The sequence below is a fragment of the Aminiphilus circumscriptus DSM 16581 genome, assembly GCF_000526375.1.
Lineage (GTDB): Bacteria > Synergistota > Synergistia > Synergistales > Aminiphilaceae > Aminiphilus > Aminiphilus circumscriptus.
On sequence record NZ_JAFY01000007.1, the window covers coordinates 47,455 to 72,514 of the forward strand.

A 25,060-nucleotide genomic window follows, 5' to 3' on the forward strand; every position below is an offset into this window, starting at 1 on the left:
TTCAGATCTGGAGGGAATTCCGTGACGACGGCAGGCTGGTTCCAGATTCTCGGAGGAGTGGGGCTTTTTCTCTTCGGCATCAAGCTCATGGGGGAATCTCTTCAGGATCTTGCGGGAGATCGGTTGAGGCGTCTCATCGCCTCGCTGACGAGTACGCCCGTCCGGGGGGTCATCGTGGGGACCCTCGTGACGGTGCTCATTCAGAGCAGCAGCGGCACCACGGTGATGACCGTGAGCTTCGTCCACGCGGGACTCATGACGCTCAAACAGGCCGTGGGGGTTATCATGGGGGCCAACATCGGCACCACGGTGACCGCCCAGCTCATCGCCTTCAAGATCAAGGACTTCGCGCTGCCCATCGTGGGAATCGGCATGATCCTCGCGGTTTTCGGACGCACCAAGCATCAGCGCTACGCGGGGAACGGCATGGTGGGGTTCGGCCTGCTCTTTCTGGGCATGCAGAACATGGAGGCGGCCATGTCCTTTCTCCGGGACAGAAAGGATTTTTTTCTCACCTTCAGCCACCACCCCGTTCTGGGGGTCCTCGCGGGAACGCTTCTCACGATGGTTGTCCAATCCAGTTCGGCCACGGTGGGACTGACCATCGCCATGACCTCCCAGGGCCTGCTCGGCCTGGACGCGGCGATTCCCATTCTGCTGGGGGACAACATCGGGACCACCATCACCGCCGTCCTTGCCTCTCTGGGGTCCAAACGGGCGGCCAAACAGGCTGCGGCGGCCCATGTGCTGTTCAATCTCATCGGCGTGATGGTCTTCCTCGTGTTCCTGACACCCTTCAAACACCTGGTTCTTCTCACCTCCGCCGATCCGAGCCGGGAGATTGCCAACGCCCACACCCTTTTCAATTCTCTCAACACCTGTCTCTTTCTTCCCTTCGTCTCGCCCTTCGTACGCCTCGTGCAGCGCCTCATCCCCGGGGACGACAGCGTTCTCGACATGGGGCCCCGCTATCTGGACCCCAAGCTCATCGATGCCTCGCCCGCGGCGGCGGTTGACGCGGTGCGCAAGGAGCTGGTCCGCATGGGACATCTCGCCAAGGAGATGCTCATGAATGTACGGCGGGCCTTCCTGGAGGAAAACGTCCAGATGGTTCAGGAGGTGTACCAGACGGAGAAGGTCGTGAACGAACTCAACCGCGAGATCGCCCGTTACGCCGCAGGCGTCTGGCGGACTCTTCCGGAGGATCTCTCCATGCTGCTTTCCTCCTACGTGAACGGCGTGGGGGATGTGGAGCGCGTGGGAGACCACGCGGAGAATCTCATCGAGCTCTTCGAGTACAAGATCGAGCACGGTGTTAAGTTCTCCGCGATGGGAATCCAGGAGTTCCAAGAGATGATCGACACGGCGATCCGTGCCTTCGAGGCGAGTCTCGAAGCCATCGCCGACGAGGACCCACGCCTTGCCAAGGCGGCCCAGGCTCTGGAGCCCGAAATCGACGCCATGGAAAAGCGCCTGCGGAAACGCCACATCCAGCGCCTCAACGAAGGGGCCTGTTCTCCCGACGCGGGAGTGGTCTTCATCGACATCCTGAGCAATCTGGAGCGCATCGGCGATCACGCCCACAACCTGGCTTTCATCTCCCTCGACATGGCGAAGATCCGCCAGAAGGAGGCTGCGTCCTGATGTGGCACGAGATCCTTCTTGGTCTGCTCCAGGGTATGACGGAATTCCTTCCCGTGAGCAGCTCCGCCCACCTGGTGCTCGCCCAGGCCGCCCTCGGCTGGCGGGAGCCTTCGCTCGCCTTCGATCTGCTGCTGCACGTGGCGACCATGGCGGCGACGCTCCTCTTCTTTCGGAGAGAGCTTTGCGTCGTTGCGGCGGACTGGTTTGGAGGGTGGTTCTCTCCGCCCCGGCGGGAGCGTCCCGGCTGGCACTATGGATGGGCGGTGCTTGCGGGAACGCTGGTCACGGTGGCCGTGGCGCTTCCCCTCAAAAGCACGGTGGAGCGTCTTTTCGCCTCACCCCTTGCCGTGGGGTGCGCCCTTCTGGTCACTGCGTCGCTCCTGGAATTTGGCACGGGGCGGAGGCCCTCCGGGGAGACCGGCCCTGGGGGCGCGACGACCCGGAGGACCTCCGTCGGTGTCGGGCTTTGGGTCGGGCTCGTGCAGGGGCTGGCCGCCGTGCCGGGAATTTCCAGATCGGGTTCCACCATCGTGGCGGGGCAGGCTCTGGGGCTCTCCCGGGAGGAGGCGTTCCGCTTCTCCTTTCTGCTTTCTCTGCCGGCCATCGCCGGAGCGGCACTGCTGCAGGTGCGCGATCTGGGCGGAATGACGGCTTTCCTGGCGGATCTTCCCGAGGGGTGGCTGCCGGGAGTTCTCGTGGCCTTCCTCTCGGGCTACGCGGCGCTCGTGGTGCTCCGGCGGGTGGTTCTGGAGGGGCGACTTCGCTGGTTCGCGCTCTACTGCGCGCTTCTCGGAAGCGGTGCGATGGTGCTTTCTCTCACGGGGAGGCTGTGAAGTGCCATGGCGGCGACGCGGCGTACCTGGGGCCTGTTGCTTCTGACGGCCATTCTCGGAACGGTGCTCGGAATCTTCTGTCAACGGATTCCCCTCCTGGCCCCGTATTTCCGAACTCTTGCCGCTCCGGGGCTGCATGTGGAGACGGTGGATCTGATCTTTGCCGTCTTCGGGTTCAAGTTTTTTCTTCAGATCAATCTGGGAACGCTTCTGGGAGGGGTGGTTGGATTGTGGCTGGTCCGGTGAGAAAATTGGTGCTGGCCTCGGCGAGCCCCCGCCGGAGGGCGTTGCTCGGGGAACTCGGCTGGAGCTTCGAGGTTCGGGTCGCCGAGGTGGATGAGACGCCCCGGAATGGTGAGACGCCGGGAGCCATGGCGCTCCGGCTGGCGTCGGCCAAGGCGAGGGACGTGGCCGACCGAATGCGTCGGGAAGGGGAGTGTGCCGGGGTGGTGTTTCTCGGGGCCGACACGGTGGTTGTGCTCGGAGAGGCGGTGCTCGGCAAGCCTCGGGATCGGGACGACGCACGGCGTATGCTGCGGACGCTTTCGGGAAGGGAGCACACGGTCCTCACCGCCATCACGCTCGTCGGAGAGGAGTGCGAACGTTCCGCTTTGGAGTCCACGCAGGTGACTTTCCGCCCCCTGGATGACGCGGCGGTGGATGCCTACGCGGCCACCGGCGAAGGGGACGACAAGGCCGGCGCCTATGCGATCCAGGGACATGGCGCGTTGCTCGTGGAGCGCATTTCGGGATGTTATTTCAATGTGGTGGGTCTTCCGCTCCATCGCCTCAGTGTCCTTCTTGACGAGTGCGGATGGAACCTGTCCCAGCAATGGAGAATGGAGGCAATGCCGTGAATCGACGCATACTCTTCTTTCTCGCCGTCGGTCTGGCCTTCTCCCTCGCCTTCCAGGGGCTCATTCCCCGGTGGAGCGCGGAGATGGGGCGCCGGAAAGTGGGCATTCTCGCGGAATATCGCGACGTGAAGGCCATGAGCCTCGAACAGCACCTCCCCTTTGAAGCGGCGCTGTCCCGGCTCCAGGTGGTGGGGTTCACGGGATTTCTCGTGGGAGAGTTCACCGGCGAGGAACTCGCCCAGGGGCCGCTTCCTCTTTGGTACGGCCCTCTGGCCCAGCTTCCACTCGAAGTCCGTAAAGCGGCACTTGCTTCAGGGCTTTCTGAGGACGCGGCGCCGGGGGGTGCCGAGGTGCCCGCTCCGGTTTCTCTGGAATCCCTGCCCTCCGACAGGGGAACGCTCTGGATTCCTTCGGGCGAGGAGGATCTGGCCGAGGAGGCCGAACAGTTCGCCCGCCTGAAGTTCCCGGAGCTCGTCTCGGTGCGGAACGCGGCGGGGCACATCCTCGTGCTGCCCCAGTCCTTCGCGGATCTCTTCGCCGCGGGGGTTCTCCCCGACCTGGAGGGGCTCGCAAGAACACGCCGCCTGGCCGTGCCGGTGGTCTATCGTCCCGCCATGGCGCCGGGTGTTCTTGCCGAGCACGTGGCCGCCCTAGTCCGGGGCGTGGTGGAGGCGAACGCCCAGATCCGCTGCATCGCTCCTTCGGGGGCCGTCGTCGCGGGCTATCCGGACCTGCTGCCTCTGGCGGCGCTGCTGAAGGAGAAAGAACTCGCCGCCGCCCAGGTGGAGTTTTCCCGGCAGCTCGGTGGTGCGGCGCTGGACTGGCATGTCTTTCCGGATCTCCTGCCGCTGCACAGCGTTACCCAGGACGAGGTGCTGAGCAAGCGCGTGTCCCGGGGCGTCATGGTGGAGCGCATGCTCCGTGCCGCGAAGGAGCGGTCGGTGCGCCTTCTCCTGCTGCGTCCCTATCTCCTCGAATCGGGGGAGCGCTTCCTCAAGTTCGAGGACGATGTGCGCTGCATCGGCGAGGGGCTCAGGAACGGCGGATACGAGACGGGGTGGCCCGTCACCTACGGCCGGTGGGGACAGTCCCTCCTCGCCGCCGTCGCCTGCGCGCTTCTCCTTGTCTTCTGCGGCATGAACTATCTCTGGCGCCTGCGCCGCTCCGAGGAGAGCGTGCTCAGCCCCTTCGGCTTCGTGGTGCTTCTCCTGCTCGCCTTCGGCCTCGGCGCGGCGGCGTGGAAGGTGCCCCTTCTGACGAAAATGCTCGGCGCACTCTGTGCCGTCGCAGTGGTTACCGATGCCACCCTCTTCGCGCTGGACGGCTGGCGGAAGCCTCATCTGGGGATCGTCCAGGCTGTCTTCGTGCTCGTCTCGGGAGGGCTGTCCATCGCGGCCTTCTACGGCGTTCCGCTCTACATGCTCCGCCTCCTCACCTTCTCGGGGGTCAAGGCCACCCTGCTGCTTCCGCCCGCGCTGATTCTCTTTCACGATCTGAAGCGGCGCGAGCATCCGGAGTCACTGGGAGAGGTCCTGAGGCGCCCCTCCCGGTGGGGCGAGCTGGCGCTCATCGGCGTTATGCTCCTGGGCGCTGCGTTTCTGGCTCTCCGGAGCGACAACGTGAACCTCGTTCCCGGCTGGGAAGTGACGCTCCGGGACACCCTGGAGCGACTTCTGGTGGCCCGTCCCAGGAACAAGGAACTCTTTATCGGTTATCCCGCGCTGGTTCTCTGGTACGTGGTGCGGCGCATGGATATCTGGCCCGACTACCGCGAGGCGCTGCGTCTTGCCTCGGTGTTCGCTTTCTCCTCGGCGCTGAACAGTTTCTGCCATTTCCACACGCCGATCTTCTTCACTCTTCTGCGGGTGGGGAACGGTCTCTGGGCAGGACTTCTCCTCGGCGCGGTTCTGGCGGCGCTGTTCCGCTGGGTTGCCTTCCCCCTATGGCGGCACGCCCGAGGGGCCTTCTTCGAGTGACCACGCCGGAGAAACAGAGTTCCATGATGGACGGTGGGGAGCACGCTTCGCGGAAGGAGACGAGGCCGCGCCGTCGGTTCGACGTGGCTCTGGCGGGCTACTATGGCTTCGGAAATCTCGGAGACGAGCTGCTCGCGGCGGCGTTGATCCGTCGTCTGGAGCTTCTCGGCATCCCCCGGGAGCGGATGGTGCTTCTCTCCGCGGATCCCTCCCGGAGCACGGAAGAGTTCGGTGTGGCCTGTGCGCGGCGCTGGAGTTTCGCCTCCCTGTGGAAGACCTTCCGGGAGAGTGAGACCCTTCTTTTGGGTGGTGGGGGGCTGTTTCAGGATGCCACGAGCTTGCGCTCCTGTCTCTATTACTGGGCGGTGGTGCGCCTGGCCGCACGGGCGGGGTGCCGCCCGTGGGCATTCGGGCAGTCCGTCGGTCCCTTCAGGAGGTCCGCCGCGGCGAGACTGACTGAAAACGCGCTCCGTCTCTGCGTCTACCGAGGCGTTCGGGACGAGCCCTCCCTGGAGTTGCTCCGTGCGTGGAACCTCGATGGAACGCTCGTTCCCGATCCGGTGCTTTCTCTCGACGTGCAGAAATGTCCTGGCGAGGAGGCCCTTCTGGTGAATCTCCGTCCCTGGAAGGACGAACTTCCCCTGCGCGCTGCTTTGGCCTGCGCCGAACTGGCCCGGGCCTATTCGCTTCCCGTGGTGGGTGTGGCCCTCGCCAGGGAAGACGAGGAACTGCTCACCTCCTTCACGACCCAGGGGATCCTTCCCTGTCGCCACATCCTGCGGGTGCGCTCCCTGGGCGACGCCTCCGGAGCCTGGTGCGCCGGGCGTTTTGCCGTGGGGATGCGCCTGCATTTCGTGATGCTTTCGGTCATGTTCTGCCGGGCCGTCACGGCCATCCCCTACGACCCCAAGGTGGAGGCCTTTGCCCGGAGCCGGGACATGGCCTGCTGGTACGGGGAAGGAAAAATACCGTTTCCAGAGCCCTGCCGTTGTGGTACAAAGAGCGGAGCCGAGGAAGTGGCGGAACGCCTTGAAGAAGCGTGGAACCTGTTGGGGGTGGGGTCCGGCGATGGACGACAGATGTAGACATTTCCTGGAGGAAACGGCCCTGGAGATCCGCAAGGATGTGGTGCGCATGGTTTCCCTTGCGAGAAGCGAGCGGTCTGCTTTGGCCCTCTCTCTTGTGGACATTCTGGTGTACCTCTATTGGAAGGTGCTCCGCACGTTTCCGGCGGATCCCGGAAATCCACTTCGAGACCGGTTCGTCCTGAGCGATGGTCTCGGCGGGCCCGCTCTCTACGCGGTGCTTGCGGCAAAGGGATTTTTCTCCCGGGACGAACTGTGGAGTTTCTCCCGCCTGGGAGCAGTGCTCCAGGGAATGCCTTCCCCGGGAAGGACTCCCGGGGTGGACGCCCCCGGCGGTCCTCCCGGCCAAGGGTTGGGAATCGCCCTCGGCATGGTCATGGCCCTCGGGAAGCGGCGGCGCGGTGGCGCTTTTTCCGCCTCCGGGATGTCCGGAGAGGAGACCGCTTCGTGTGTGCCGGCGGTGTTCTGCTGCATGAATCTGGAGGAGCTGCGGGAAGGATGTGTTTGGGATGCGGCCCGCGTCGCCGTCAGAGACGATGCTCTGGGTGGTTTCCGGGTGCTCGTGAACTCCCCCGGCTGGAACGGAAAGACCGAAACGTGCAGGGATGAAGAGATGGAGCGGTTTGCGTCGCGTTTTCGCGACCTGGGCTGGAAAGCAACTGTCGGAGACGGGCACGACTTCGCCTCTCTTGAAGAGGGATTTGCGGCGCTTTCCGCTCCGGAACGAAAAGACGGGACGGCCGTTTCTTCCGAACAAGGCGAACCCTGCGGCGTTCCGGGAGTGCTGTTTCTCCGGACCCGTTACGGGAAGGGCGTCTCCACCGAAGAAAACCGGAATGCCGCTTCGGAGGAGCGTCCGTTCTTCTCTCGCCCCCGTCTCGACAGTGCCCTGCGGGAGCTGGAGAGAAGAGGCGGCGGAGGTACCCCTGCCTCGCCGGAGGAGAGCGCCCCGGAAGATGCGTCGTTCCGCAGGGACATTTTCAACTCCTCCGGGAAGGAGGAATTTTTGTGAAGTATCCCGAAATGAAAGGCCCGGAAGATCCCGGAGGCCTCCTCGACGGGCTCGCGGAGCAGGTGGAGCGTCTGCTTGTTGTGGACGGAACGTTTCCGCTGCTCTCCCCCTGGAACGGTACTCTTGCGGCCTTCGCGGAAGCCCATCCCGAGGCCTACGTTTCTCTGGACGCCTCGGAGGCGACGGTGGTGCTCGCCGCTGCGGGCTTCGCCCTGGAGGGGTTTCGGGTTCTTCTGGGACCTGGCATGCCCCTGCTCCTCTCCCGGGCCTACGATCAGATCCGCAACGCCCTGGCCGTTCCGTTCCTGCCGGTGGTGCTTCTCGGAACGGCGCCGGGGCTTTTTCGGGGGGAGTGCGGCGCGGTCTTCCAACTGGTGGAGGACCTTGCCCTCGCGAGAAGCATTCCCGGCATGACCGTTCTTGTTCCCTCGGACGAGCGCCTCTTCGGAGATCTGCTCGCAGAGGCGCTCCGCATGCCCGGCCCCGTCTACCTGCGGTGCGACGTTTCCTCCCGGAACGTGACGGACCGGGAGGAACACCGTTCCTCCCGTCCTCTCCCGATCGGGGGCGGACGGCTTCTCCGAGAGGGGACGGATGTGACGGTCTGTTGCTGTGGTATGATGGTCTTCGAGGCTCTCGAAGCGGCGGAGGTGCTCGCCAAGCAGGGAGTCCAGGCGGAAGTGGTGGAGTGCTACAGCGTCAAGCCCCTTCCCGAACAGATCCTCCTCGCCTCGGTGCGTCGCACCGGAGCCTGTGTGGTCGCGGAGGAGCACAGCCGACACGGAGGCCTCGCCAGCGCCGTGGCGGAGGTGCTCTGCGAGAAATACCCCGTTCCGCTCCGCCGGGTCGGGATGGACGATGTTTTCGGCCAGAGCGGAAGCGCTCGGGAGTTGCACGAATATTACGCATTGACCCATCAGCAGATCGTCGGTGCCGCGGCGCAGGTGTGGGCTCTGCGGAGGAGAAGCTGATGGATGTTCGCATTTCGGGAGTGACGAAACTGTACGAGCCCGACATTCTGGCCCTGGATGGCGTGTATCTCACGGTCCCGAAGGGGGAGTTCCTCTACCTTGTGGGACAGACGGGATCGGGAAAGACGACACTCCTTCGTCTCATCACGCGGGAAGTCATGCCCACCAAAGGACAGATCGCGGTGGGGGAATATAACCTCAGGAAGATGAGCGCCTTCGATCTGGCCCTCTACCGGCGGGATCTGGGGGTGGTCTTCCAGGACTTCAAGCTCCTGCCGCATCTCACAGCCATGGAAAACGTGGCCTTCGTGCTCGATGTGATCGGCGTTCCTCCCGCAGAGGTGAAGGAACGGACGGGAGAGGTGCTGGAGCGAGTCGGCATGTGGCGCCGCCGTTTCCTTCGTCCTCCGCAGCTCTCCGGGGGCGAACAGCAGCGCATCGCCATTGCAAGGGCTGTCGTGAACGCTCCGAGCCTTCTCGTGGCGGACGAGCCCACGGGAAACCTCGATACGCACACCGCGGAAGAGATCATGCGACTCCTGCTCTCCATCAATGCCTCGGGAACGACGGTCCTCATGGCGACGCACAACCAGTTTCTTGTCGATGCCTACCGACAGCGGGTGTTGGAACTGCACATGGGACGGGTGGTCCGGGATGAGAAGCGGGGGAGGTACGAGCTGGATGGGGACTTTTAGGTACATTCTTCGCGACACGAACAGACTGCTCTTCCGTCACTGGGGACTCTCGCTGCTCACGCTCTTCACCGCCGTGGCGGTGTTCTTTCTCGTCGGCAGCAGCGCACTGTTCATGCTGAACACCCGCTATCTCGTGGCGAGAGTGGAGAGCGAACTCCTCGTGCAGGCCTATGTCAAGAGCGAGGCGCAGCTCCAGACCGTGGCCGACAAGGCCCACAAGATTCCCGGAGTCGCCTCTGTCCGGTGGGTCACCACGGCGGAAGCCATGGAGCGACTCAAGGCACGTCTCAAGGGACATGCCCAGGCCCTTACCATCCTGGGGGAGAATCCCCTTCCGCCAAGCCTGGAGATCGGGCTCGTCCGGGCGGTCGCGGCACCTTCCGTGGCTCGGGAACTCCTCGCCATGCCCGAAGTGGATGACGTGATCTACGCGGGAGGTCTGGCGGACAAGCTTGCCCGGGTCTCCCGATTTGCCACGCGATTCTCCATGTTCGTCCTCGTCATTGCCGTCACGGCAAGCGCCCTGGTGCTCTTCAACACCATCCGCATCTCCATCTACTCCAGGCGGGACGAGATCGGGGTCATGCTCCTCGTGGGGGCCACTCCCACCTTCGTGGCGCTGCCCTTCGTCCTCCAGGGCATGCTCCTCGGCATGGGGGGAGCTCTCGGCGCGTCGCTCCTCATCGGAGGAGGCTACGAGGCCCTCGTGCAGGGAGTAGAGGCCACGCTTCCCTTCGTGCAGCTCTTTCGGGACTCCTCCATGCTCCTCCGGCTGGGACTCATCCTCCTCGGAGGAGGTATCACGGTGGGATGGATCAGCAGTTGGATGGCCGTGGAGCGCTTCATCCGCCGGGCGCTTCGGCCGATGTAGTAGAGTAGGAGCGGCGGAGATGAAGATTCGAGGCGGGAGGATGGTGAGGGCGTGCGGAAACCCCTGATCCCTTCCGATGGAAGGACGACGAACCCCCAGAGATGTTTCGCGGGAAATTTGCGCGGTCCCGGAGAGACGGCCTGCGGCATCCGTTGTGTGGTGGCTTTCCTGGCGTTTCTGCTTCTCTGTCTGTCCCTGCCTGGAAATTTTTGCTTTGCCGAGACGGAGTCCCTCGCCGAACTGGAACGGCGCATCGGCGTTGAGGAGAAGCGCCTCGAAATCATCCAGAGGCAGCTCGATTTCCACCAGCGCAAGATCAAGGAGACCGCGGGAAAAGAACGGGATCTTCTGGCGGAACTCGGCAAGCTCACCGAGGACATCGGGGTGGCCCAGCAGAAGATCTCCGTCCTGCAACTCAAGCAGAGCCGGGTTCAGGAACGACTCAACCAGCTGAACACGCAGATCGAGGCGACCGTCACCCGTCTCGAAACAATCCGGAAACTTCTTCGGGAGCGCGTTGTGGCGCTCTACAAGTACGGAGGCATGGTGGAACTGGACCTTCTCTTCGCCGCGTCCTCCACCCACGAGGCCATGACCACCGCCTATCTCTTGAACCGGATGACCGAGGAGGACAAGCGCCTCTTCGAGGAGGCGGCGGCCCGCAAGAAACTTCTCGATACGTCCCGGGAGGAAGTGCTTCGCCAGAAGGAGATTCTCGCCGCTCAGCGGGCCGCGGCGGAACAGGAGCGGAAACGTCTCGCCGCGGCGGTGAAGAAACGAAACGAATTCCTTCAGGATGTTCGCGCCTCCAAGGGGTCACTCGAAGCCGCGGCGAAAGATCTGGCCCGGGAACAGCAGGAGATCGAACAGGTCATCCGGAGACTTCTCGTGGAGCGCCAGCGCCTGGCGGAAAAGAAGCGACGGGAAGAGGCGGAGAGGACGGGGCGGACGGATACGCTCCTCGTACGTCCGTCGGGGCCCCTTTCCTGGCCGCATCGGGGACAGATTACCAGTTCCTTCGGTATCCGGCAGCACCCTATCTTCCGGACGCGCATCATGCACACCGGCATCGACATCGACGGACGGGACGGAGATCCCGTGCAGGCCGCCGCCGCGGGAGAAGTCCTCTACGCGGGGTGGCTCAAGGGGTATGGCCAGGTGATCATCCTGGATCATGGCGGCGATCTCTCCACGGTGTATGCCCATCTTTCCCGGATGCACGTGGAGGAGGGAGCGCGGGTGACCAAGGGACAGGTGATCGGCCGCGTTGGCAGCACGGGCGTCGCCACGGGGAGTCACCTCCACTTCGAGGTTCGCGTGAACGGCGAAGCGAAGAATCCCATGCGCTATCTGGGGCGGTGACGCGGCCCCGTCTTGCTCGGGGTTTCCTTCGAAGAGAGGACCTGCAGAAAAGAGAAACGGTGGAAGAAGAACGCACATTCAGGGAGAAGAAATGCTGCCGATGCGGAAAGTGTGTAACGTTCCGGCTGCGGCTGCGTCAGGAAAAATTTCGCGAAGGTGAGAGTGGCGAACATGTGGAAGCGGATGCGGGATCTGCTCGGAGGCTTCGTGCTCGGCGGAGTGTTGGTGGGAGTCCTCGTGGGGGCCTCCGCCCAGAATATGGATCTAGCCCAGATAGTTCCCTTCAGGGCGCAGTCCCTGTGGTTGATGAAGCAGGCCCGGGCGATTCTCGAGACCTATCAGGTGGACGGAGAGACGCCCGTGTCGGAGGATGTCCTCGTCCAGGGCGCCATCAAGGGCATGGTCGCCGCCTGGGGCGATCCCTACACCCGGTACGTTGACCCCAAGCAGCTCAAGGAAGAGGAAATCGAGATGGAGGGGGAGTATGGTGGCCTCGGCATCTACATCGGCCAGCGGGATGGCCGGACCCTCGTCATCAGCCCCATCGAGGGAACGCCCGCGGACCGGGTGGGCTTGAAGCCCAAGGACGAGATCGTCAAGATCGGCGACGAGGTCATCATGGGGTGGGACCAGGACCAGGTGGTGAAAAACCTCCGGGGTGCGCCGAACACTTCCGTGACGGTATGGGTCCGCCGGGAGGGAGAGGATCAGCTTCTCCGGTTCGACATCGTGAGGGAGATCATCAAGATCAAGTCCGTCCGTTCGGAGATTCTCTCGGACGACCTTGCCTACATACGTCTGGTGCATTTCAACCAGAAGACCACGGAGGAGCTGCGAAACGCTCTCGAACAGACCCGGCAGAGCAAAGCGCGCGGAATCATCCTGGACCTCCGTAACAACCCGGGAGGACTTCTCAATACGGCGGTGGAGGTGGCGGACATGTTCCTCGACGGCGGTCTTGTGGTGGGCATGAAGGGGCGTGTCGCGCGCGCCAACGACGAACTTTTCGCCCGTCCAGGCGTGCGCACCCACCTGCCTCTGGTAGTGCTCATCAACGAAGGGAGCGCCAGCGCCTCGGAGATCGTGGCGGGAGCCCTCAAGGACCGGGGGCGGGCCAAAGTCGTGGGACAGAAGAGCTTTGGAAAGGGATCGGTGCAGACGCTCTTCCCTCTTCCCGATGGTTCCGGTGTGTATGTCACCATCGCCCGCTACTACAATCCCTCGGGGCGCGTCATTGACCACGTGGGGCTCGAACCGGACATCCTGGTGGAAGGCGAAATGGATCGGGACCACGATAAGGACGAACAGCTCAAGCGCGCCGTGGAGGAACTGAAGGCACTCCTTTCCGCACGCTGACCGAAAGACGAAACGGACGGAATTCCACCGAAGGTGAAGGCGCCTCCCTCCGGAGTGCCTTTCGCGGGCAGTGGAATTCCGCAGTTCTTGCGGATGACGAAAGAAGCGAAACGATGAGAAGACGACGGCATTTCGGAGCTCTTCCGGATGGACGGGCAGGCAATATGCAGCTCGCGTGGCTCGGAGTGCTCTTCATATTTGCGCTCGGACTGGGATTTCTCGGTGCGGCCTGGCTCTCGGGACGTTTCCCCCGGGAGGAGCGGTTCCCGGAGCAGGGGCTGCCTCTTGCGGAGCAGGCTCGCGTGTCGCCGGTTCCTTTTGCCGTCGTGTCCGGGGACGGAAAGGACAGCGTTTCACCGGCGGTGCCCGTGCCGACGCCCCAGGCGCAGACCCACGGATCCCTCACCTCCGAACCCGAGGACAGCCGCTACGCGCCCGTTGTGGAGGACATGCCCGACGGCGTGCTCGTCGTTCCCGGCAAGAAACCCATGGTGGGCATCGTCGTGGACGACTTCGGCTACAACGGCGCCATGGCTCGGGAGTTTGCCGAACTGGAGATTCCGCTCACCTGGTCCATCATTCCCGGGGCGGGCGGAACGGAAAAAGCGCGGAAGATCGCGGACGAAAAGAACATTCCCTACATGATCCACCTGCCCATGCAGGCCGTGACGGACGTCAAGGGGTCCCGGCTCTACAAGGAGAGCTGGATCCAGGAGGGAATGACCCCCGAGGAGATCCGGAGTGCCGTGCTGCGTTCTCTGGAGGAGCTTCCCGACGCGGTGGCCCTCAACAATCACCGCGGGTCTCTCTCCACCGCCTCCGCGGAACTTATGGGACCGCTCATGGATGTGTTGCAGGAGAAGGGGATTCCCTTCGTGGACAGTCGTACCATCGGCAATTCCGTTGCCTTCGCCACAGCTCGCGCCCGTGGTCTTCCCGTCCTCTACAACAGCATTTTTCTCGATCACGAGGTGGACGACAAATTCATGCGGAAGCAGATGAACAGGGCAATTTCCATCGCCGAGAGAAGAGGATGGGTGGTCGTCATCTGCCATATTCGCCCCCACACTCTGACCTATCTGAAGAGTCTGGCTTCCGAGAAATTCGATACCGTGGAGTTCGTCACGATTCCGAAGCTCTTCGGGGCAGTGAAACCCCTGGGGAAGGCCGGCGCTGTGGAATAGCGCAGGGGCGCCGTATCGTTGTGTTTCCCGAGGCCAGAGGGTACAATCAGATATCGTTTCCGGAACGATATGGAGGAATGCCTCCGCATGACGGAGATGCGCTTCCCCCCTGTGGGCCGTTTGGCGGTCCGCGAGGAAATCCGAGGAGGAATGGAACATGCCTGGAAAAGCGGAGGTCATCATTGGTGCCCAGTGGGGCGACGAGGGAAAGGGGCGCGTGGTGGACGCCCTGGCGGATCGGGTGGACCTGGTAGTCCGTTATCAGGGAGGAGCCAATGCGGGCCATACGGTCATCGTCGGGAAGGATAAATACATCTTCCACCTTCTTCCGTCGGGCATGCTCTACACGGGCAAGACCTGCGTGATCGGCAACGGCGTTGTGGTCGATCCTGGGCAGCTTCTGACGGAACTCAAGGACCTGCAGGACAAGGGGAAAGACCGGGCTCGTCTCGTGGTGAGCGGTGCCGCCCACGTGGTCATGCCCTATCACAAGGTGCTCGACGAGGCGGAGGAGCGTCTCCGTGGAAAAGGGCGCAAGATCGGCACCACCCACCGGGGCATCGGCCCCTGTTACGCCGACAAAGTCAACCGCATCGGCATCCGCGTGGAGGATCTCCTCGACGCGGAGGTGCTCCGGATGAAACTGCGCCAGAACCTCGAACTGAAGAACCTCTACCTGTCCAGAGTCTGCGGTGTCGATCCGCTCCCCTTCGACGACCTCTTTCGCACCGCTTTCGATTGGGGGAAATCCATCGCCCCCTACGTGGGCGATGCCTCCAGGGTCGTCAACGAGGCGTTGGACGCGGGAAAGGGTGTGCTCTTCGAGGGAGCCCAGGGAACCCTCCTCGACATGGACCACGGGACCTATCCCTATGTGACCGCCTCCACCCCCGTATCCGCCGGTGCCTGCACGGGAAGCGGCGTCAGCCCCACCCGGATCGACAGGGTTCTCGGCGTCGTCAAGGCCTACTGTACACGCGTTGGCGAGGGACCTTTTCCCACGGAGAACAAGGGAGAGATCGGAGAACGCCTCCGGGAAAAGGGGAGCGAGTACGGTGCCACCACGGGACGTCCGCGCCGTTGCGGATGGCTCGATCTCGTGGCCCTGCGCTATGCGGCCCGCGTGAACGGTCTCACGGGCATGGCGCTCACCAAACTCGACGTTCTCACCGGGCTCGATGAAATCCAGGTTGCCGTCGGATATGAGCTGGACGGCGAGGTCACGGAACACTTCCCCGGGGGCGGTCATCGCCTCGACAGGGTTGTTCCCGTCTACCGTTCCCTGCCGGGATGGAAAGAGGAGATCGGCGGATGCCGGAAGGTGGAGGACCTTCCCGAGAACGCCAGGAACTATGTGCGCTTCCTGGAGGACTTTTCCGGCGTGAAGGCGCTGCTCATCGGTGTCGGACCCGCCCGGGAGGAGACCATCCTCCAGGGACTTTAGCCCAGGAAAGGACAATGGCCGCGCACGCCCTTCCGAGCGGCCCGAAGGGGATCGCGGACGGTGCGGTGGAGAGGCTCCCATGTATCTGGGGAACGTGACATTTCTCGGAGAGAAAGACATCGAGGCCATCGTGAGAGTGGAGACGGCATGTTTTCCCTCTCCGTGGCCTCGTTCCATTTTCGTCATGGATCTGGGAAACTCTCCCTCGCGCCGCCTCCTCGGAGAACCCAAGGGGGCGGTCTATGTGGGCGTCTTCTCTCGGGAGACGCTGTGGGGGTACGGTGCCTGCCGTTGGGAAAAACAGGTTCTCTCCGTCATGCGCCTCGCCGTTCTGCCCGAAGCAAGGCGCTGCGGTTTCGCCTCGCAGCTTCTCCTCGCCATGTGCGTTCTCGGAGAGGAAGCGAAGTGTCGGAGAGTCCGCCTGGAGGTCCGGGAGTCGAACGACGGCGCCCGCGCCTTCTACCGACTCTGGGGGTTTTTCGCCACGGATCGGCAGAAAGGGTATTACGCCGAATCCGGCGAGGATGCCCTCGTTCTCGAAGCGGCCCTTCCCCTCGTGTTCTCGGACGAGGAAGATGCTTCTCTTCCGTGAGCACAAGGCGGTCGTGACTTCCTTGCGGTCCGCGTTTCCCCCGCCTCTTCGCGCGGCGGCTGCCCGGACAGCTGCAGGAACCCGGAAGAAGCAGCAGTTCATGCTCGCCGGGCGAAGGAGCAAACGGGCGCGGTCCTCTTTCTGTTGAAAAAACGAAGCGGAGAGACGAAATTTCGTTTCGATATCCAGTGAGGAAAGGAGGTGAACCGGTGGGCGAAGGGACTGTCCTCGTTCCCCTGCGGTCCGAAACGTACCGCTTCGGCGAGGGAGAGCGTGAGCCGTTCCGGACGGAATCACGACGCGACCGGGGAGAGCGCGGTCGGCCGTTTCTGGTCCGGAGACATCCTCTCCCGCCGGAAACGGCGACATACGAGTTTTCTTGCGTCGGAGCCGGCAACGTTTTCGTAGGCGGGAACGGGCAAGGAACCCCCGGGAATGGAGTTCTCCCGGGAGGGACACGCCTTTGTCCATCGCGTTCCGTGCGAAAAAAATATCTCTTGTTGGGCGTGGGGTTTTTGGGGTGCGCCGTCGTACTGACATCCCTGGAATGGGAGCCCGAGACGATTCTGCACCTTGCGACAGGATTTGTTCTGGGACTGCTGGTCTGGGGTGTTGCGTCGCTTGCGGCGAAGGACAAGTAGAACTTCCGGATTCTGGAGCGAACTTCTCCGCTACGCCTGCGGCCCCCTGGCGCGGCGTCTCGCCCTCTTGGATCGTGGATGCTGAACGGTCTCGGCTCCCTGCGGGTGCGGGTGAGCGCGGAGGATCTGGCCGGTGTCTGGTCCGAGGGTGAGGCCCTCTCCAAGAAGTTGTGTGCGTCAAGTTGTGCAAAAGGGTTTTCATGGTGTTTGGCGGCCGTCTGCGGGGATTCGCCTGTGGGATCTATCCGTTTTCCGGGCCGGAAATTCTCAGAGATATCATCGACAGCATGCAAAGTGCGTCGGGACTCAGGGATTCCTTCGAGGCCGTCGGGCAATATCTGCAACAATGCCGTCGGCTTGATGGATGCGAAGGTCGGACGTTAGGTGCCCTCCAGCAAGAAGCCTTCTGAACCGGTGAAATAACAAGTGCAAAAGGCCCCGCAAGGGGCCTTTCGCGTGTCCTTCGGGGTGGGCGGCCGTACGATCAACGGTCCTGAATTCCCAACGAGGACTTCAGTCCCGCCTGAAGGATCTGCGAGAAGTTCAGTCCCGCTTTTTCGGCGAGGACGTTCAGCCACAGCGGCACCGTGACGTTTTTTTCACCGAGCCGGCGCGCCGCTCCTCGCGGAAGATCGGGAGCCAGGCGTCCACCAGGCAAACCGCTTCGTTCGGGTTGGGTCGAAGATCGAAAATCCTGGACGGTGGCGGTACCGGCTCGCCGAGGTCCTCGGTGGCCACGATCCACGCTCCGAGGGCGTCCCGCGCCATATGCAGCTGAGAGGAAACGTATCGCGCCGCACAGAGAGCACTGGCTCGGGGAGAGGAAAAAGGCATGGCACGGGAGAGCGCGCTTTAGGTGTTCGGGTACGAGGGGGAAGAGGTCCGAACGGTTCTGCGGAACGGGGATCCGTGATTTGTGGCGGCGGATGTGTGCGTGGTGTTGGAGATCACCCGACTTCGCCGGGTTTGAAACGGGAAGCCTTGCAAACACCGGAAAGTGCATCTTGGGTGGGCACTACACAGCCCCTCTTTTCAATTCTGTGAAAAGAGGGGCTGTCGTTTGAGGCGGATTTTTCGGTCTCACCGTGTCTCGGGGCTCCGAAAGGTATTTCGAAAGGGAAACAGGAGATCTGCTCCCGGCTCGTTCAGTTCCTGCCCGTCCCTTCCCCCGCTGTTCCGTCTCCGTCCGTCCCGGCGCTCCGGATCCCTTTCCGGTTCCTGTATTTCCTCACCGACAGGATCTCCGTGTTCCCCAGTCCCCGGACGAGGCCCAGGGAACGGTAGATCTTCCGGGCGCTCTCGCTCATGGCCTTCGGGAACCGGTAGAGTTTCCCCGTCTCTTCGTCCTTCATGAGGGTGGACTGGACATCCAGCAGGGCGGTCCGGATGGCCCGGGCGCTCATCACCGCGTTCTGCCGGACCGCCACTCGGTGCTGGAGATGCCGGAGGAGGGCGAAGGCGAGGTAGGTGAGGGCTATGTGGGCCTCGATCCTGCGGGGTACCCAGTGATAGACAGGGCGGATGGAGAGGTCGTGCTTGTTCACCCGGAAGGATTCTTCGATGCGCCACAGGCTCCCGTAATGGGCGAGGATGTCCTGCGCTTCCGCGGCACTTTCCGCGGGCAGGTTGGTGATGACTCCGTGAAGGCCGTCCCACCGGCTGTCCCGGAGGATCTTCTCTTCGTCCAGGATGTAGCGGTCCTGTCCGTTTGAATTTTCAAGGGAGAGGTATTTGTTCGTTCCCCGGTTGGTGACAAGGCTTTTTCCCGGAAGAGTCTTCTTCCCCTGCAGTTTTTTCCGCAGTCGGGCCAGAAGCCGTTCCCGGTCGGAGGCGTCCTTCCGGGCTCGCCGTTCACTCCAGGTGACGAGCAAATTTCTCCCGTTTCCGAGGGGGACGGAGTACCAACGGGAAGGGCTGCACGTTTCTCTCTCACCCTCCGGGAAGACAGGCGAACCTCCGGGCAGGGGGGAGTAGTTCCCGGCGTCCAGGATTTTCTCCCTCATGGTCCGGCTGAGACCCCGGAGTTTCGCTCCCACGACGAAGGAGCATCCCGCCTTCTCCACTTCGTGCAGGTTCTCTTCCGTGAACATGGCCCGGTCCGCCACCACCACCGCCTGCCGGGGGGAGAAGGTCTCCATGCATCTCCTGAGCACAGGCACAAGAGTATGCCCTTCAAAGGTGTTTCCCGGGAAAAGGTCGTACCAGAGGGGAAATCCTTCCGGCGTCACCGCCAGGGCGAGCACCACCTGGGTCTCCTGTATCCTGTTGTCCTTGCTGTACCCCGACACCCTCAGGGCATCCGCCTCAAAGCTTTCGAAATAGAGGGTGGTCACATCGAAGAGCAGCAGCGACGCCTTCGTCTCGAAGAGGGACGCGGTCTCCCGCGCCACGATCTCCCTCACCCGGTCCGTCTTCTTCGCCAGGGCGTCCATCATTCGGTAGATCCTGTTCAGCGACATGTCCGTCCCGCCCTCGTCCTCCAGCCAACGGGACATCCCCCGCTTGCTCGAAGGATTGGCGAGGGCGCAGGCGAGGCATTTCTTCAGGACTTCCGTGTTCCCCTTCCCACGGCTGGATACCCCGAAGATCGCCTCGAAGCCCAGGGAGGAGAACAGGCTCTCCACGACTTCCCCCGGCCCTTCCGTCACCTGTTCCAGGTTCTTCATCCCCCGGAGGCTGACCCGCTCCCCGTCCCCGACCGGCCGCTCCCACGCCTCTTCGTTCTCGAGGAGGGAGAACCCCGGAAGAGAGGGCTGCTCTCTCTCCTCCATCTCCAGAATGAGCTTCCGCCCCAGTTCCCGGAGCTCGGAGAGCTGCTTCTCGTCGTGGGCTATTCCCACGTGCTGGAGAATGACCTGGGAGACCCGTTTCCCGGTGCGGACGGATTTGACGATCTGGACTGATTTTCGCGGACTGAGCTTTGAGGATTTCACCCGGATATACATAAAGGAAGTATATCCGGAGAAAGACAATATGCCAATAGGGCAAATATGCTAGGCACTACATTTTGATTTCCGGCTTCCCGATCTTCTGAACCCCCATGAACACTGCATCCCTTTTTTCAAAATCCTTGTTTTCTCGGGAAAAACGGCGAAGTCGGGGAAAAAGGCATGGCACGGGAGAGCGCGCTTTAGGTGTTCGGGTACGAGGGGGAAGAGGTCCGAACGGTTCTGCGGAACGGGGATCCGTGATTTGTGGCGGCGGATGTGTGCGTGGTGTTGGAGATCAGTAACAATCGGGATGCCATGGGAACGCTCGACGACGATGAAAAGGGCGTCGCCATTACCGACATCCTTGGAGGAATGGAGCCTCTGAATAAGGCCGCGTCAGCCCCGAAAGTGCCTCGCAGAGCTTGATGCGACCCGAGTCAAGGGAAAGCGAAAGACCTTTATTCAGAGCTTCCGAATGACTATCATCAACGAATCTGGCCTCTACTCCCTGGTTCTCCGCTCGCGCATGCAGGGGCTCTCGAAAACGATAAAGGGGCTCGTTGGGGTTGCGGCGAGCGTACAAGCGATTCGTGCCCTGGGTACTTCCTTCATCAACGCTGCCACTCAAATGGAAGGATACCAGACCAAACTTCGCGCCGTCATCAAGGACTCCTCGGCCGCGGATAAAACCTCCGTTTTGGTTGGATAGTAACTTTGGTGTCCGATATTTTCAACGTACCTCATGGCGCACATGGCTTCAAGCGATGAAACGGCGTTTCGGTACGGGGTATTCAGTGTGGCGACTGTTGCGGACAGAAATATCAATCTCCTTTCTTTTCGCGGGTGCGAACGGGAGATTGTGAGGATGAAGAGTGGCGTTTCTGAACCGCTTCCCTATGCAAAAAAACGGCTCCGACGAAAACGCCGAAGCCGGTAAAAATCACATGGTGGGCGACACAGGGCTCGAACCTGTGACCTCTTCCGTGTGAAGGAAGCGCTCTTCCGCTGAGCTAGTCGCCCGTGACGGAACCAGTATCCATCAGTATCCGAAGTAGTGGAGGGTTCCACAATCTCCCGCTGTAGCTCTTCCCTATCGGAAAAAACCTAGCGCGTGATTTTCAAGGTTCGTGCGGAAATGTCAACCATGTAGCCTAACTTTTAACGACGCCTGACCTATCAGGGGCGTCTTTTTTTGTGGTCAGAATTCGTCCACGAGAAATTCAGTCTTTCCCTTTCGACCGGGTTTTATCTCCCGTCCCCTAGCTTCCGCTTTTTTCTGAGCATTTTTCTGCTGATAAAACCGATGTTTCATTCCGGGATGATAAAGCCTTCCTTTATGAGGACCAGCCTCCCGAACAGCAAGGTCCTCTTCCTTGAAATAGAATCCCGATACGAAACACCTGCGTGGTTGGGTCTTGGAAGGTCCGTCATGAAAAAAAGCCTGACTTGCCTGGAGCCAAACAGCGGCTAAAAGGTTTTCAGGCACAAAGACAGATCGGGCGGAATCGCCATAGAGTATCCGTTGTGGAGTAGAGGGGTATCGCTTGGTCATCCGATTGAAAAAAACCACAAGCCCCCGATATACCGTCCTTTTAAGGGTCTCTCCAACAACTATTGGGATTTTGATGTTTTCCCCCTTTGATTCGGCGTGGATTTTTAGGATAACACTATCCTTGAAACGCGAGATATAACCGGAGAGGTCTTTGCTGTCGTCGTGGTCTCCGATTAATCGGAGAGCTGCGCGCACAAAAGAAGCCTCTAGTTTCCATTCGGAGACCGATTCAAGCCGCGCCGCTTCGATCTGTCCATTTTTCCCGAAGTCAAGTGGAATCCCTGGACGCAGCGGACCAAACTCCGAAGCGAATGTCAAAATTTCCTCGTCGCTCTCAAGTTCAGCGAACCTCTGGAAAAAGGCTTTCGGAAAATCCTTTTTTCTCCCTCTCCCCTTACCCTTTTCTTCCTCCTCAACAAAATAAGCATTTCGAGCTGTAATCCGTCGCCCTATTGGAAGGAGGAGCAGACCGGGCGCTTCTCCTTCACGAGGAAGGACCTTCGTATTTGGAACCCCCTTTACAGGAAGAAAATCCCCGTCAACGACTTCGCCGCTCTCGACCAGCCGGTATCCCCTCTCGGGCTTGGCATTGAAAAAAACTCCCTCTGTCGGTGGGTCAAGATATTCGGTGGACAGTTCTTCCACCCTATTCCCTCCCAAAAAAGATGACCATGTTTCCTACTCGAATTATATATATACGTCTGTAGAATTGCAAGTGGGAAATAACAGAATACGTGCCGAAGCCGTACCGGACGCAAGAGCGGCAAGCCGGGAACCAGACAAGAGCGGAAAACCGCCTTCGTGTGACAACCGGGGGACTAGAAAGCATGAAGGATGTGAGGACATGGAGACGAAGATTAAAGCCGTTCTCAGGGAAAAAAGGATGACGGTTCATCAGATGCACAGGGAAGTCGGCGGGAATAGGGCTTATTGCTACCAGGTGGTTTCTGGCTTTTGCCGGGCAACGCAGCCAATGCGCGAGCGGATAGCTTTAGTCTTCGGGCTGCCGGTAGACGAACTTTTCGACGAGAACGGCATGGCGAGAAAGTAATGCCGCCTTCCGGCTGCAACCGGGAGACGGCGTTTTCTGCCCCGTTGGACGGGGAGAAAGGAAGAATTGACATGAAGATTATATCACGCTCTGAAGTCTTGATGAACAGCCTGTTCGTGATCATCGCCGTAGTTGTGGGGGTTGTGCTTGATGCGCTGCTTTTATAACGCAAAGGGTATCGTCTTCGCTCGCCTGGACGATGACGGCGTTCTCCGCAAAAGCGAGCGGCAACGGGACAGGTTGAGGGTCACCGGCGGACGAAGCCACGCCATTGACGAGAGTCTGTTGGATGAAGTCCTCCGGTCAGGAGGGAGGCTCCTCGAAATCACAGAGAAGGGAATCTCCGGCGAGACGCGGATATTCAGAATCCCGCTCGAAGATGTCCGACGCTACGGAAAGCGGCTGACGCTCGCCGGGATATCCCGTTGGACTGTTCCGCTCCCATGCTGCGAACTGGTCAGAGGACCGGAAGAGGAGTGGCGGCTGACCGCCCGCAATGAGATGTTACAGGCGGAGACCCGCCGGGATGAGGTGCAGGAAATCCGCGCCGTCCAGGGGATGCTTTTTTCCGATGAGGAAAAGTCGTACTGGCGGACCAGGATGGTGCATGAGTCATGAGGGCAATACAAAACATCGCCCCCCATGATCTTGTGGATCGGATCAGGTCAAACGTCCCGGAGGAATTGCAGGACCGGCGGCAATGGTGCCTGTGGAAGATTGGCGGAGACAGGAAGATTCCTTTGTCACCCTGGGGCGGATATGCGAGCTGCACAGACCCCAAAACTTGGGGAACCTTCGACCAGGCGGAGGAGGTGTTCCTCAAAAACGCCAATGTCTGCCGGGGCTTCAATCTGGCAATGGGCGACGGTCTCGCCGGCATGGATCTTGACGACGTAGTTACAGGCGGGACCGTCTCGCCGCTGATGACGCTGTTTTTGAACCACCTGGGTAGCTACACCGAATTCTCACCAAGCGGGACGGGACTGCATAGTTTTTTCCTGTGTGACCGGGAGCATGAGAATAGAAAAACCCATGCCGTCGAACTCTATTTTCAGGCGCACTTCCTGAGTGTCACAGGTGATGTCTTCGAGGGACGGGACCGGCTGCGGACGGCTGACGTTGGAGCGGAACGAATCCTGACGGCACTCCGACCACGGAAGCCCTTATTGCCCCGCGTCCCTCTGAAGGAGATCCCGGAGAGCGATTCCGAACTTCTGGAAAAGATGTTTGCCTCCAGGGTGGGCGGGAAGATCCGCCGCCTGTGGGACGGGGAATGCTGCCACAAGACGCCATCGGAGAGCGACATGGCTTTAATGGGGTACCTGGCGTATTGGTGCGGCGGGAACACGGACCGGATGATTTCCCTTTTCCTGACCTCGGCTCGGGCTGAGAGAGCGAAGGGACAGAGGGCAGACTACTTGCAGCGGATGGCGGGAAAGGCGGCGCGGAACCCATGACGGAAGCACTACTCGAAGAAGAAATCATCCGTGAACCCACCATTGCAGACCTGCTCGGCGACGTCCACAGAACCGACGTGGGGAACGCCTCCAGGCTCGCCTTCCTTCACGGAGACAAGCTGCGATGGAGTCCATCCCTGGGATGGTTGCGCTATAACGGCAAATATTGGGAGACCTCGGATGACGTGATGGTAGCGGGATACGCTCGCGACGTGCCGCGTCAGATTCTCGAACAGGCTGCGGAATCCGACGAGCCGGGGCTCCGGTCCCTTTTGTGTGAATGGGCGATTGAATCAGAGAAGAATTCTTCCATTCGGGCAATGGTGAACCTGCTGAAATCTGAACCGGGCATCAGGGTTGAAGCCGACGCCCTGGACAGGAACCCATGGCTGTTGAACGTTAGGAACGGAACCCTGGACCTGAAGACCGGAAAGCTGCTCTCCCATAACCCCGGTGATCTGATAACAAAAATGGCGGGGGCATCCTTCGATCCCGACGCGCAATGCCCCCGGTGGGAGCGGTTCATCCTGGAGGTGATGGACGGGGACGAAGACCTCGCCGGGTATCTTCGGCGGTTCTCCGGGTACACATTGACCGCTTCGACGAAGGAACAGGCATTCCTTTTCTTCAGCGGCATCGGCGCGAACGGGAAAGGGCGTTTCGTTGAAACACTCGCCCATATCCTGGGCGACTACTCCGCGCCTCTCTCACCTGCGGCGCTCACCGTGAAATACGGAGACTCAACCACCAATGAATGGGCGGGGCTGCGGGGAATCCGGTATGCCTACTGCGGAGAAATCGAGCCCGGAAAGGTCCTGGACTCGGCATTAATCAAAACACTTACGGGAGAGGATACGCTGAGAGTGAGGCATCTTTACAGGGAATATTTCTCCCTGAAGCCCACCTTCAAATTAACCTACTCGGCAAACGGGCAACCGAAGGTACGGGATACAAGCTATGGCTTTTGGCGGCGCTGCAAACACGTCCCTTTCAACGTCTCGTTCTCCGGTGAAAAGCGAGATCCCCACCTACAGGAAAAACTCAACGCCGAAGCGAGCGGAATACTGAACTGGTGTCTGTCTGGACTGAGTGAATGGCTTTCCGGCGGTCTGAAGGAGCCCGGCATCGTCTCACAAGCAACAAAGGAATACAGGGACGATCAATCGGTGATCCGGGCTTTTCTCGACGACATGACCACAAAGATTCCCGGTCATTGTGTCCCGCTCCAAAAGCTGCACGAAACCTTTCTGGAATGGGCGAAAAGGAACGGGGAGCGGAACCTGTCGAACAGGGCTCTAAAGAAGGAACTGGAGCAAAACGGCGTTACCACGAAGAGAGGGGTAATCGGCGTCCTGGCTGAAAATATCGGGATTCTGAACACGGAAGAGGAATAGGGGCATATGACGGAATGACGGAAATCTTCAATTTTAGTAAAACGGAAAAAAACGCACGTAAGGAGCACTTTCCTAAAAATGAAGAAAATCGTCATTCCGTCATATTAAATCTTTTTTAACTGGAGGGCTTGGAAGATGGGAAGGACAAAAACA

General features: G+C 61.1%; 24 protein-coding genes and 1 tRNA gene. 22 read left to right on the forward strand and 3 right to left on the reverse strand.

Going from position 1 to position 25,060, the window contains the following annotated elements:
* Nucleotides 1–21 precede the first annotated feature (21 nt).
* From K349_RS0110770 to K349_RS19910, 16 genes are all read left to right on the forward strand, one after another.
* Nucleotides 22–1,644: a Na/Pi cotransporter family protein gene (locus K349_RS0110770; RefSeq protein WP_029165799.1), complete on the forward strand. Its 1,623-nt coding sequence runs from the start codon at nt 22–24 to the stop codon at nt 1,642–1,644.
* Nucleotides 1,644–2,477, forward strand: coding sequence for an undecaprenyl-diphosphate phosphatase (locus K349_RS0110775; RefSeq protein ID WP_034265679.1), 834 nt, complete (start codon nt 1,644–1,646; stop codon nt 2,475–2,477). The genes K349_RS0110770 and K349_RS0110775 overlap by 1 nt, the downstream gene beginning before the upstream one ends.
* Before the next feature lie 6 nt (nt 2,478–2,483).
* Complete coding sequence (locus tag K349_RS0110780) at nt 2,484–2,723, forward strand: hypothetical protein (RefSeq protein ID WP_029165801.1); 240 nt, start codon at nt 2,484–2,486, stop codon at nt 2,721–2,723.
* Nucleotides 2,708–3,334 carry a Maf family protein gene (locus K349_RS0110785; protein WP_211240364.1) on the forward strand — a complete coding sequence of 209 codons (627 nt, stop codon included), beginning with the start codon at nt 2,708–2,710 and terminating at the stop codon, nt 3,332–3,334. Before K349_RS0110780 ends, K349_RS0110785 begins: the two co-directional genes overlap by 16 nt.
* Entirely contained in the window at nt 3,331–5,310 is a 1,980-nt protein-coding gene (locus K349_RS17075; protein ID WP_029165803.1) for a DUF5693 family protein, read from the forward strand. The genes K349_RS0110785 and K349_RS17075 overlap by 4 nt, the downstream gene beginning before the upstream one ends.
* A 23-nt stretch (nt 5,311–5,333) precedes the next feature.
* Nucleotides 5,334–6,395 carry a polysaccharide pyruvyl transferase CsaB gene (gene csaB / locus K349_RS17080; protein WP_169731346.1) on the forward strand — a complete coding sequence of 354 codons (1,062 nt, stop codon included), beginning with the start codon at nt 5,334–5,336 and terminating at the stop codon, nt 6,393–6,395.
* Entirely contained in the window at nt 6,379–7,407 is a 1,029-nt protein-coding gene (locus tag K349_RS0110800; protein ID WP_029165805.1) for a thiamine pyrophosphate-dependent enzyme, read from the forward strand. Before csaB ends, K349_RS0110800 begins: the two co-directional genes overlap by 17 nt.
* A complete protein-coding gene (locus tag K349_RS0110805; protein ID WP_029165806.1) occupies nt 7,404–8,378 on the forward strand; it encodes a transketolase family protein in 975 nt (324 codons plus the stop codon). Before K349_RS0110800 ends, K349_RS0110805 begins: the two co-directional genes overlap by 4 nt.
* Nucleotides 8,378–9,073, forward strand: coding sequence for a cell division ATP-binding protein FtsE (locus K349_RS0110810; RefSeq protein WP_029165807.1), 696 nt, complete (start codon nt 8,378–8,380; stop codon nt 9,071–9,073). Before K349_RS0110805 ends, K349_RS0110810 begins: the two co-directional genes overlap by 1 nt.
* Nucleotides 9,060–9,944, forward strand: a complete 885-nt coding sequence (locus K349_RS0110815) for a cell division protein FtsX (protein ID WP_029165808.1) — start codon at nt 9,060–9,062, stop codon at nt 9,942–9,944. The genes K349_RS0110810 and K349_RS0110815 overlap by 14 nt, the downstream gene beginning before the upstream one ends.
* 51 nt (nt 9,945–9,995) lie before the next feature.
* A complete protein-coding gene (locus tag K349_RS0110820) occupies nt 9,996–11,306 on the forward strand; it encodes a murein hydrolase activator EnvC family protein (protein WP_029165809.1) in 1,311 nt (436 codons plus the stop codon).
* A gap of 171 nt (nt 11,307–11,477) precedes the next feature.
* The gene (locus tag K349_RS0110830; RefSeq protein WP_029165811.1) at nt 11,478–12,662 is read left to right on the forward strand and encodes a S41 family peptidase; all 1,185 of its coding nucleotides are present in this window, start codon (nt 11,478–11,480) and stop codon (nt 12,660–12,662) included.
* 113 nt (nt 12,663–12,775) lie between these two features.
* A complete protein-coding gene (locus K349_RS18130; RefSeq protein WP_029165812.1) occupies nt 12,776–13,846 on the forward strand; it encodes a divergent polysaccharide deacetylase family protein in 1,071 nt (356 codons plus the stop codon).
* Between the two features lie 157 nt (nt 13,847–14,003).
* Nucleotides 14,004–15,290 (forward strand): adenylosuccinate synthase, encoded by a 1,287-nt coding sequence (locus tag K349_RS0110840; RefSeq protein WP_029165813.1) that lies wholly within the window; start codon nt 14,004–14,006, stop codon nt 15,288–15,290.
* Between the two features lie 79 nt (nt 15,291–15,369).
* Entirely contained in the window at nt 15,370–15,882 is a 513-nt protein-coding gene (locus K349_RS17090; protein WP_029165814.1) for a GNAT family N-acetyltransferase, read from the forward strand.
* Between the two features lie 515 nt (nt 15,883–16,397).
* Nucleotides 16,398–16,523 carry a hypothetical protein gene (locus K349_RS19910; protein ID WP_274703391.1) on the forward strand — a complete coding sequence of 42 codons (126 nt, stop codon included), beginning with the start codon at nt 16,398–16,400 and terminating at the stop codon, nt 16,521–16,523.
* A gap of 1,145 nt (nt 16,524–17,668) precedes the next feature.
* On the opposite strand, the gene K349_RS0110865 is transcribed toward K349_RS19910, so the two are convergent.
* Nucleotides 17,669–19,468: an IS1634 family transposase gene (locus K349_RS0110865; RefSeq protein ID WP_029165816.1), complete on the reverse strand. Its 1,800-nt coding sequence runs from the start codon at nt 19,466–19,468 to the stop codon at nt 17,669–17,671.
* A 270-nt stretch (nt 19,469–19,738) separates the two neighbouring features.
* On the opposite strand from K349_RS0110865, the gene K349_RS19215 reads away from it, so the two are divergent.
* Both K349_RS19215 and K349_RS0110875 read left to right on the forward strand, forming a co-directional pair.
* Nucleotides 19,739–19,879: a BRO-N domain-containing protein gene (locus tag K349_RS19215; RefSeq protein ID WP_169731347.1), complete on the forward strand. Its 141-nt coding sequence runs from the start codon at nt 19,739–19,741 to the stop codon at nt 19,877–19,879.
* Nucleotides 19,880–19,928: 49 nt separating this feature from the next.
* Nucleotides 19,929–20,162 carry a hypothetical protein gene (locus K349_RS0110875; RefSeq protein WP_029165817.1) on the forward strand — a complete coding sequence of 78 codons (234 nt, stop codon included), beginning with the start codon at nt 19,929–19,931 and terminating at the stop codon, nt 20,160–20,162.
* Nucleotides 20,163–20,398: 236 nt separating this feature from the next.
* Here the strand turns inward: K349_RS0110875 and K349_RS0110880 are convergent.
* Nucleotides 20,399–20,473 (reverse strand) — tRNA-Val (locus K349_RS0110880).
* A 178-nt stretch (nt 20,474–20,651) separates the two neighbouring features.
* Nucleotides 20,652–21,650: a hypothetical protein gene (locus K349_RS0110885; protein ID WP_029165818.1), complete on the reverse strand. Its 999-nt coding sequence runs from the start codon at nt 21,648–21,650 to the stop codon at nt 20,652–20,654.
* Between the two features lie 199 nt (nt 21,651–21,849).
* On the opposite strand from K349_RS0110885, the gene K349_RS0110890 reads away from it, so the two are divergent.
* The 4 genes from K349_RS0110890 (at nt 21,850) to K349_RS18135 (ending at nt 24,907) form a co-directional block, all read left to right on the forward strand.
* Nucleotides 21,850–22,056, forward strand: a complete 207-nt coding sequence (locus K349_RS0110890; RefSeq protein ID WP_029165819.1) for a helix-turn-helix domain-containing protein — start codon at nt 21,850–21,852, stop codon at nt 22,054–22,056.
* A 150-nt stretch (nt 22,057–22,206) separates the two neighbouring features.
* Nucleotides 22,207–22,674, forward strand: a complete 468-nt coding sequence (locus tag K349_RS0110900; protein WP_029165820.1) for a hypothetical protein — start codon at nt 22,207–22,209, stop codon at nt 22,672–22,674.
* Between the two features lie 194 nt (nt 22,675–22,868).
* Entirely contained in the window at nt 22,869–23,513 is a 645-nt protein-coding gene (locus K349_RS0110905) for a phage NrS-1 polymerase family protein (protein ID WP_157367377.1), read from the forward strand.
* Nucleotides 23,510–24,907, forward strand: coding sequence for a DNA primase family protein (locus K349_RS18135; protein ID WP_029165822.1), 1,398 nt, complete (start codon nt 23,510–23,512; stop codon nt 24,905–24,907). Before K349_RS0110905 ends, K349_RS18135 begins: the two co-directional genes overlap by 4 nt.
* Nucleotides 24,908–25,060: the final 153 nt, after the last annotated feature.

What these genes read in the sequence shown, in the direction of transcription:
- K349_RS0110810 (WP_029165807.1), top strand. Translation starts at nt 8,378, where the DNA reads ATGGATGTTCGCATTTCGGGAGTGACGAAACTGTACGAGCCCGACATT.
- K349_RS0110875 (WP_029165817.1), top strand. Translation starts at nt 19,929, where the DNA reads ATGACTATCATCAACGAATCTGGCCTCTACTCCCTGGTTCTCCGCTCG.
- K349_RS18135 (WP_029165822.1), top strand. Translation starts at nt 23,510, where the DNA reads ATGACGGAAGCACTACTCGAAGAAGAAATCATCCGTGAACCCACCATT.
- K349_RS0110900 (WP_029165820.1), top strand. Translation starts at nt 22,207, where the DNA reads ATGCGCTGCTTTTATAACGCAAAGGGTATCGTCTTCGCTCGCCTGGAC.
- K349_RS0110865 (WP_029165816.1), bottom strand. Translation starts at nt 19,468, where the DNA reads ATGTATATCCGGGTGAAATCCTCAAAGCTCAGTCCGCGAAAATCAGTC.
- K349_RS0110775 (WP_034265679.1), top strand. Translation starts at nt 1,644, where the DNA reads ATGTGGCACGAGATCCTTCTTGGTCTGCTCCAGGGTATGACGGAATTC.
- K349_RS18130 (WP_029165812.1), top strand. Translation starts at nt 12,776, where the DNA reads ATGAGAAGACGACGGCATTTCGGAGCTCTTCCGGATGGACGGGCAGGC.
- K349_RS0110815 (WP_029165808.1), top strand. Translation starts at nt 9,060, where the DNA reads ATGGGGACTTTTAGGTACATTCTTCGCGACACGAACAGACTGCTCTTC.
- K349_RS0110830 (WP_029165811.1), top strand. Translation starts at nt 11,478, where the DNA reads ATGTGGAAGCGGATGCGGGATCTGCTCGGAGGCTTCGTGCTCGGCGGA.
- K349_RS17090 (WP_029165814.1), top strand. Translation starts at nt 15,370, where the DNA reads ATGTATCTGGGGAACGTGACATTTCTCGGAGAGAAAGACATCGAGGCC.
- K349_RS0110780 (WP_029165801.1), top strand. Translation starts at nt 2,484, where the DNA reads ATGGCGGCGACGCGGCGTACCTGGGGCCTGTTGCTTCTGACGGCCATT.
- K349_RS0110890 (WP_029165819.1), top strand. Translation starts at nt 21,850, where the DNA reads ATGGAGACGAAGATTAAAGCCGTTCTCAGGGAAAAAAGGATGACGGTT.
- K349_RS0110840 (WP_029165813.1), top strand. Translation starts at nt 14,004, where the DNA reads ATGCCTGGAAAAGCGGAGGTCATCATTGGTGCCCAGTGGGGCGACGAG.
- csaB (WP_169731346.1), top strand. Translation starts at nt 5,334, where the DNA reads ATGATGGACGGTGGGGAGCACGCTTCGCGGAAGGAGACGAGGCCGCGC.
- K349_RS0110800 (WP_029165805.1), top strand. Translation starts at nt 6,379, where the DNA reads ATGGACGACAGATGTAGACATTTCCTGGAGGAAACGGCCCTGGAGATC.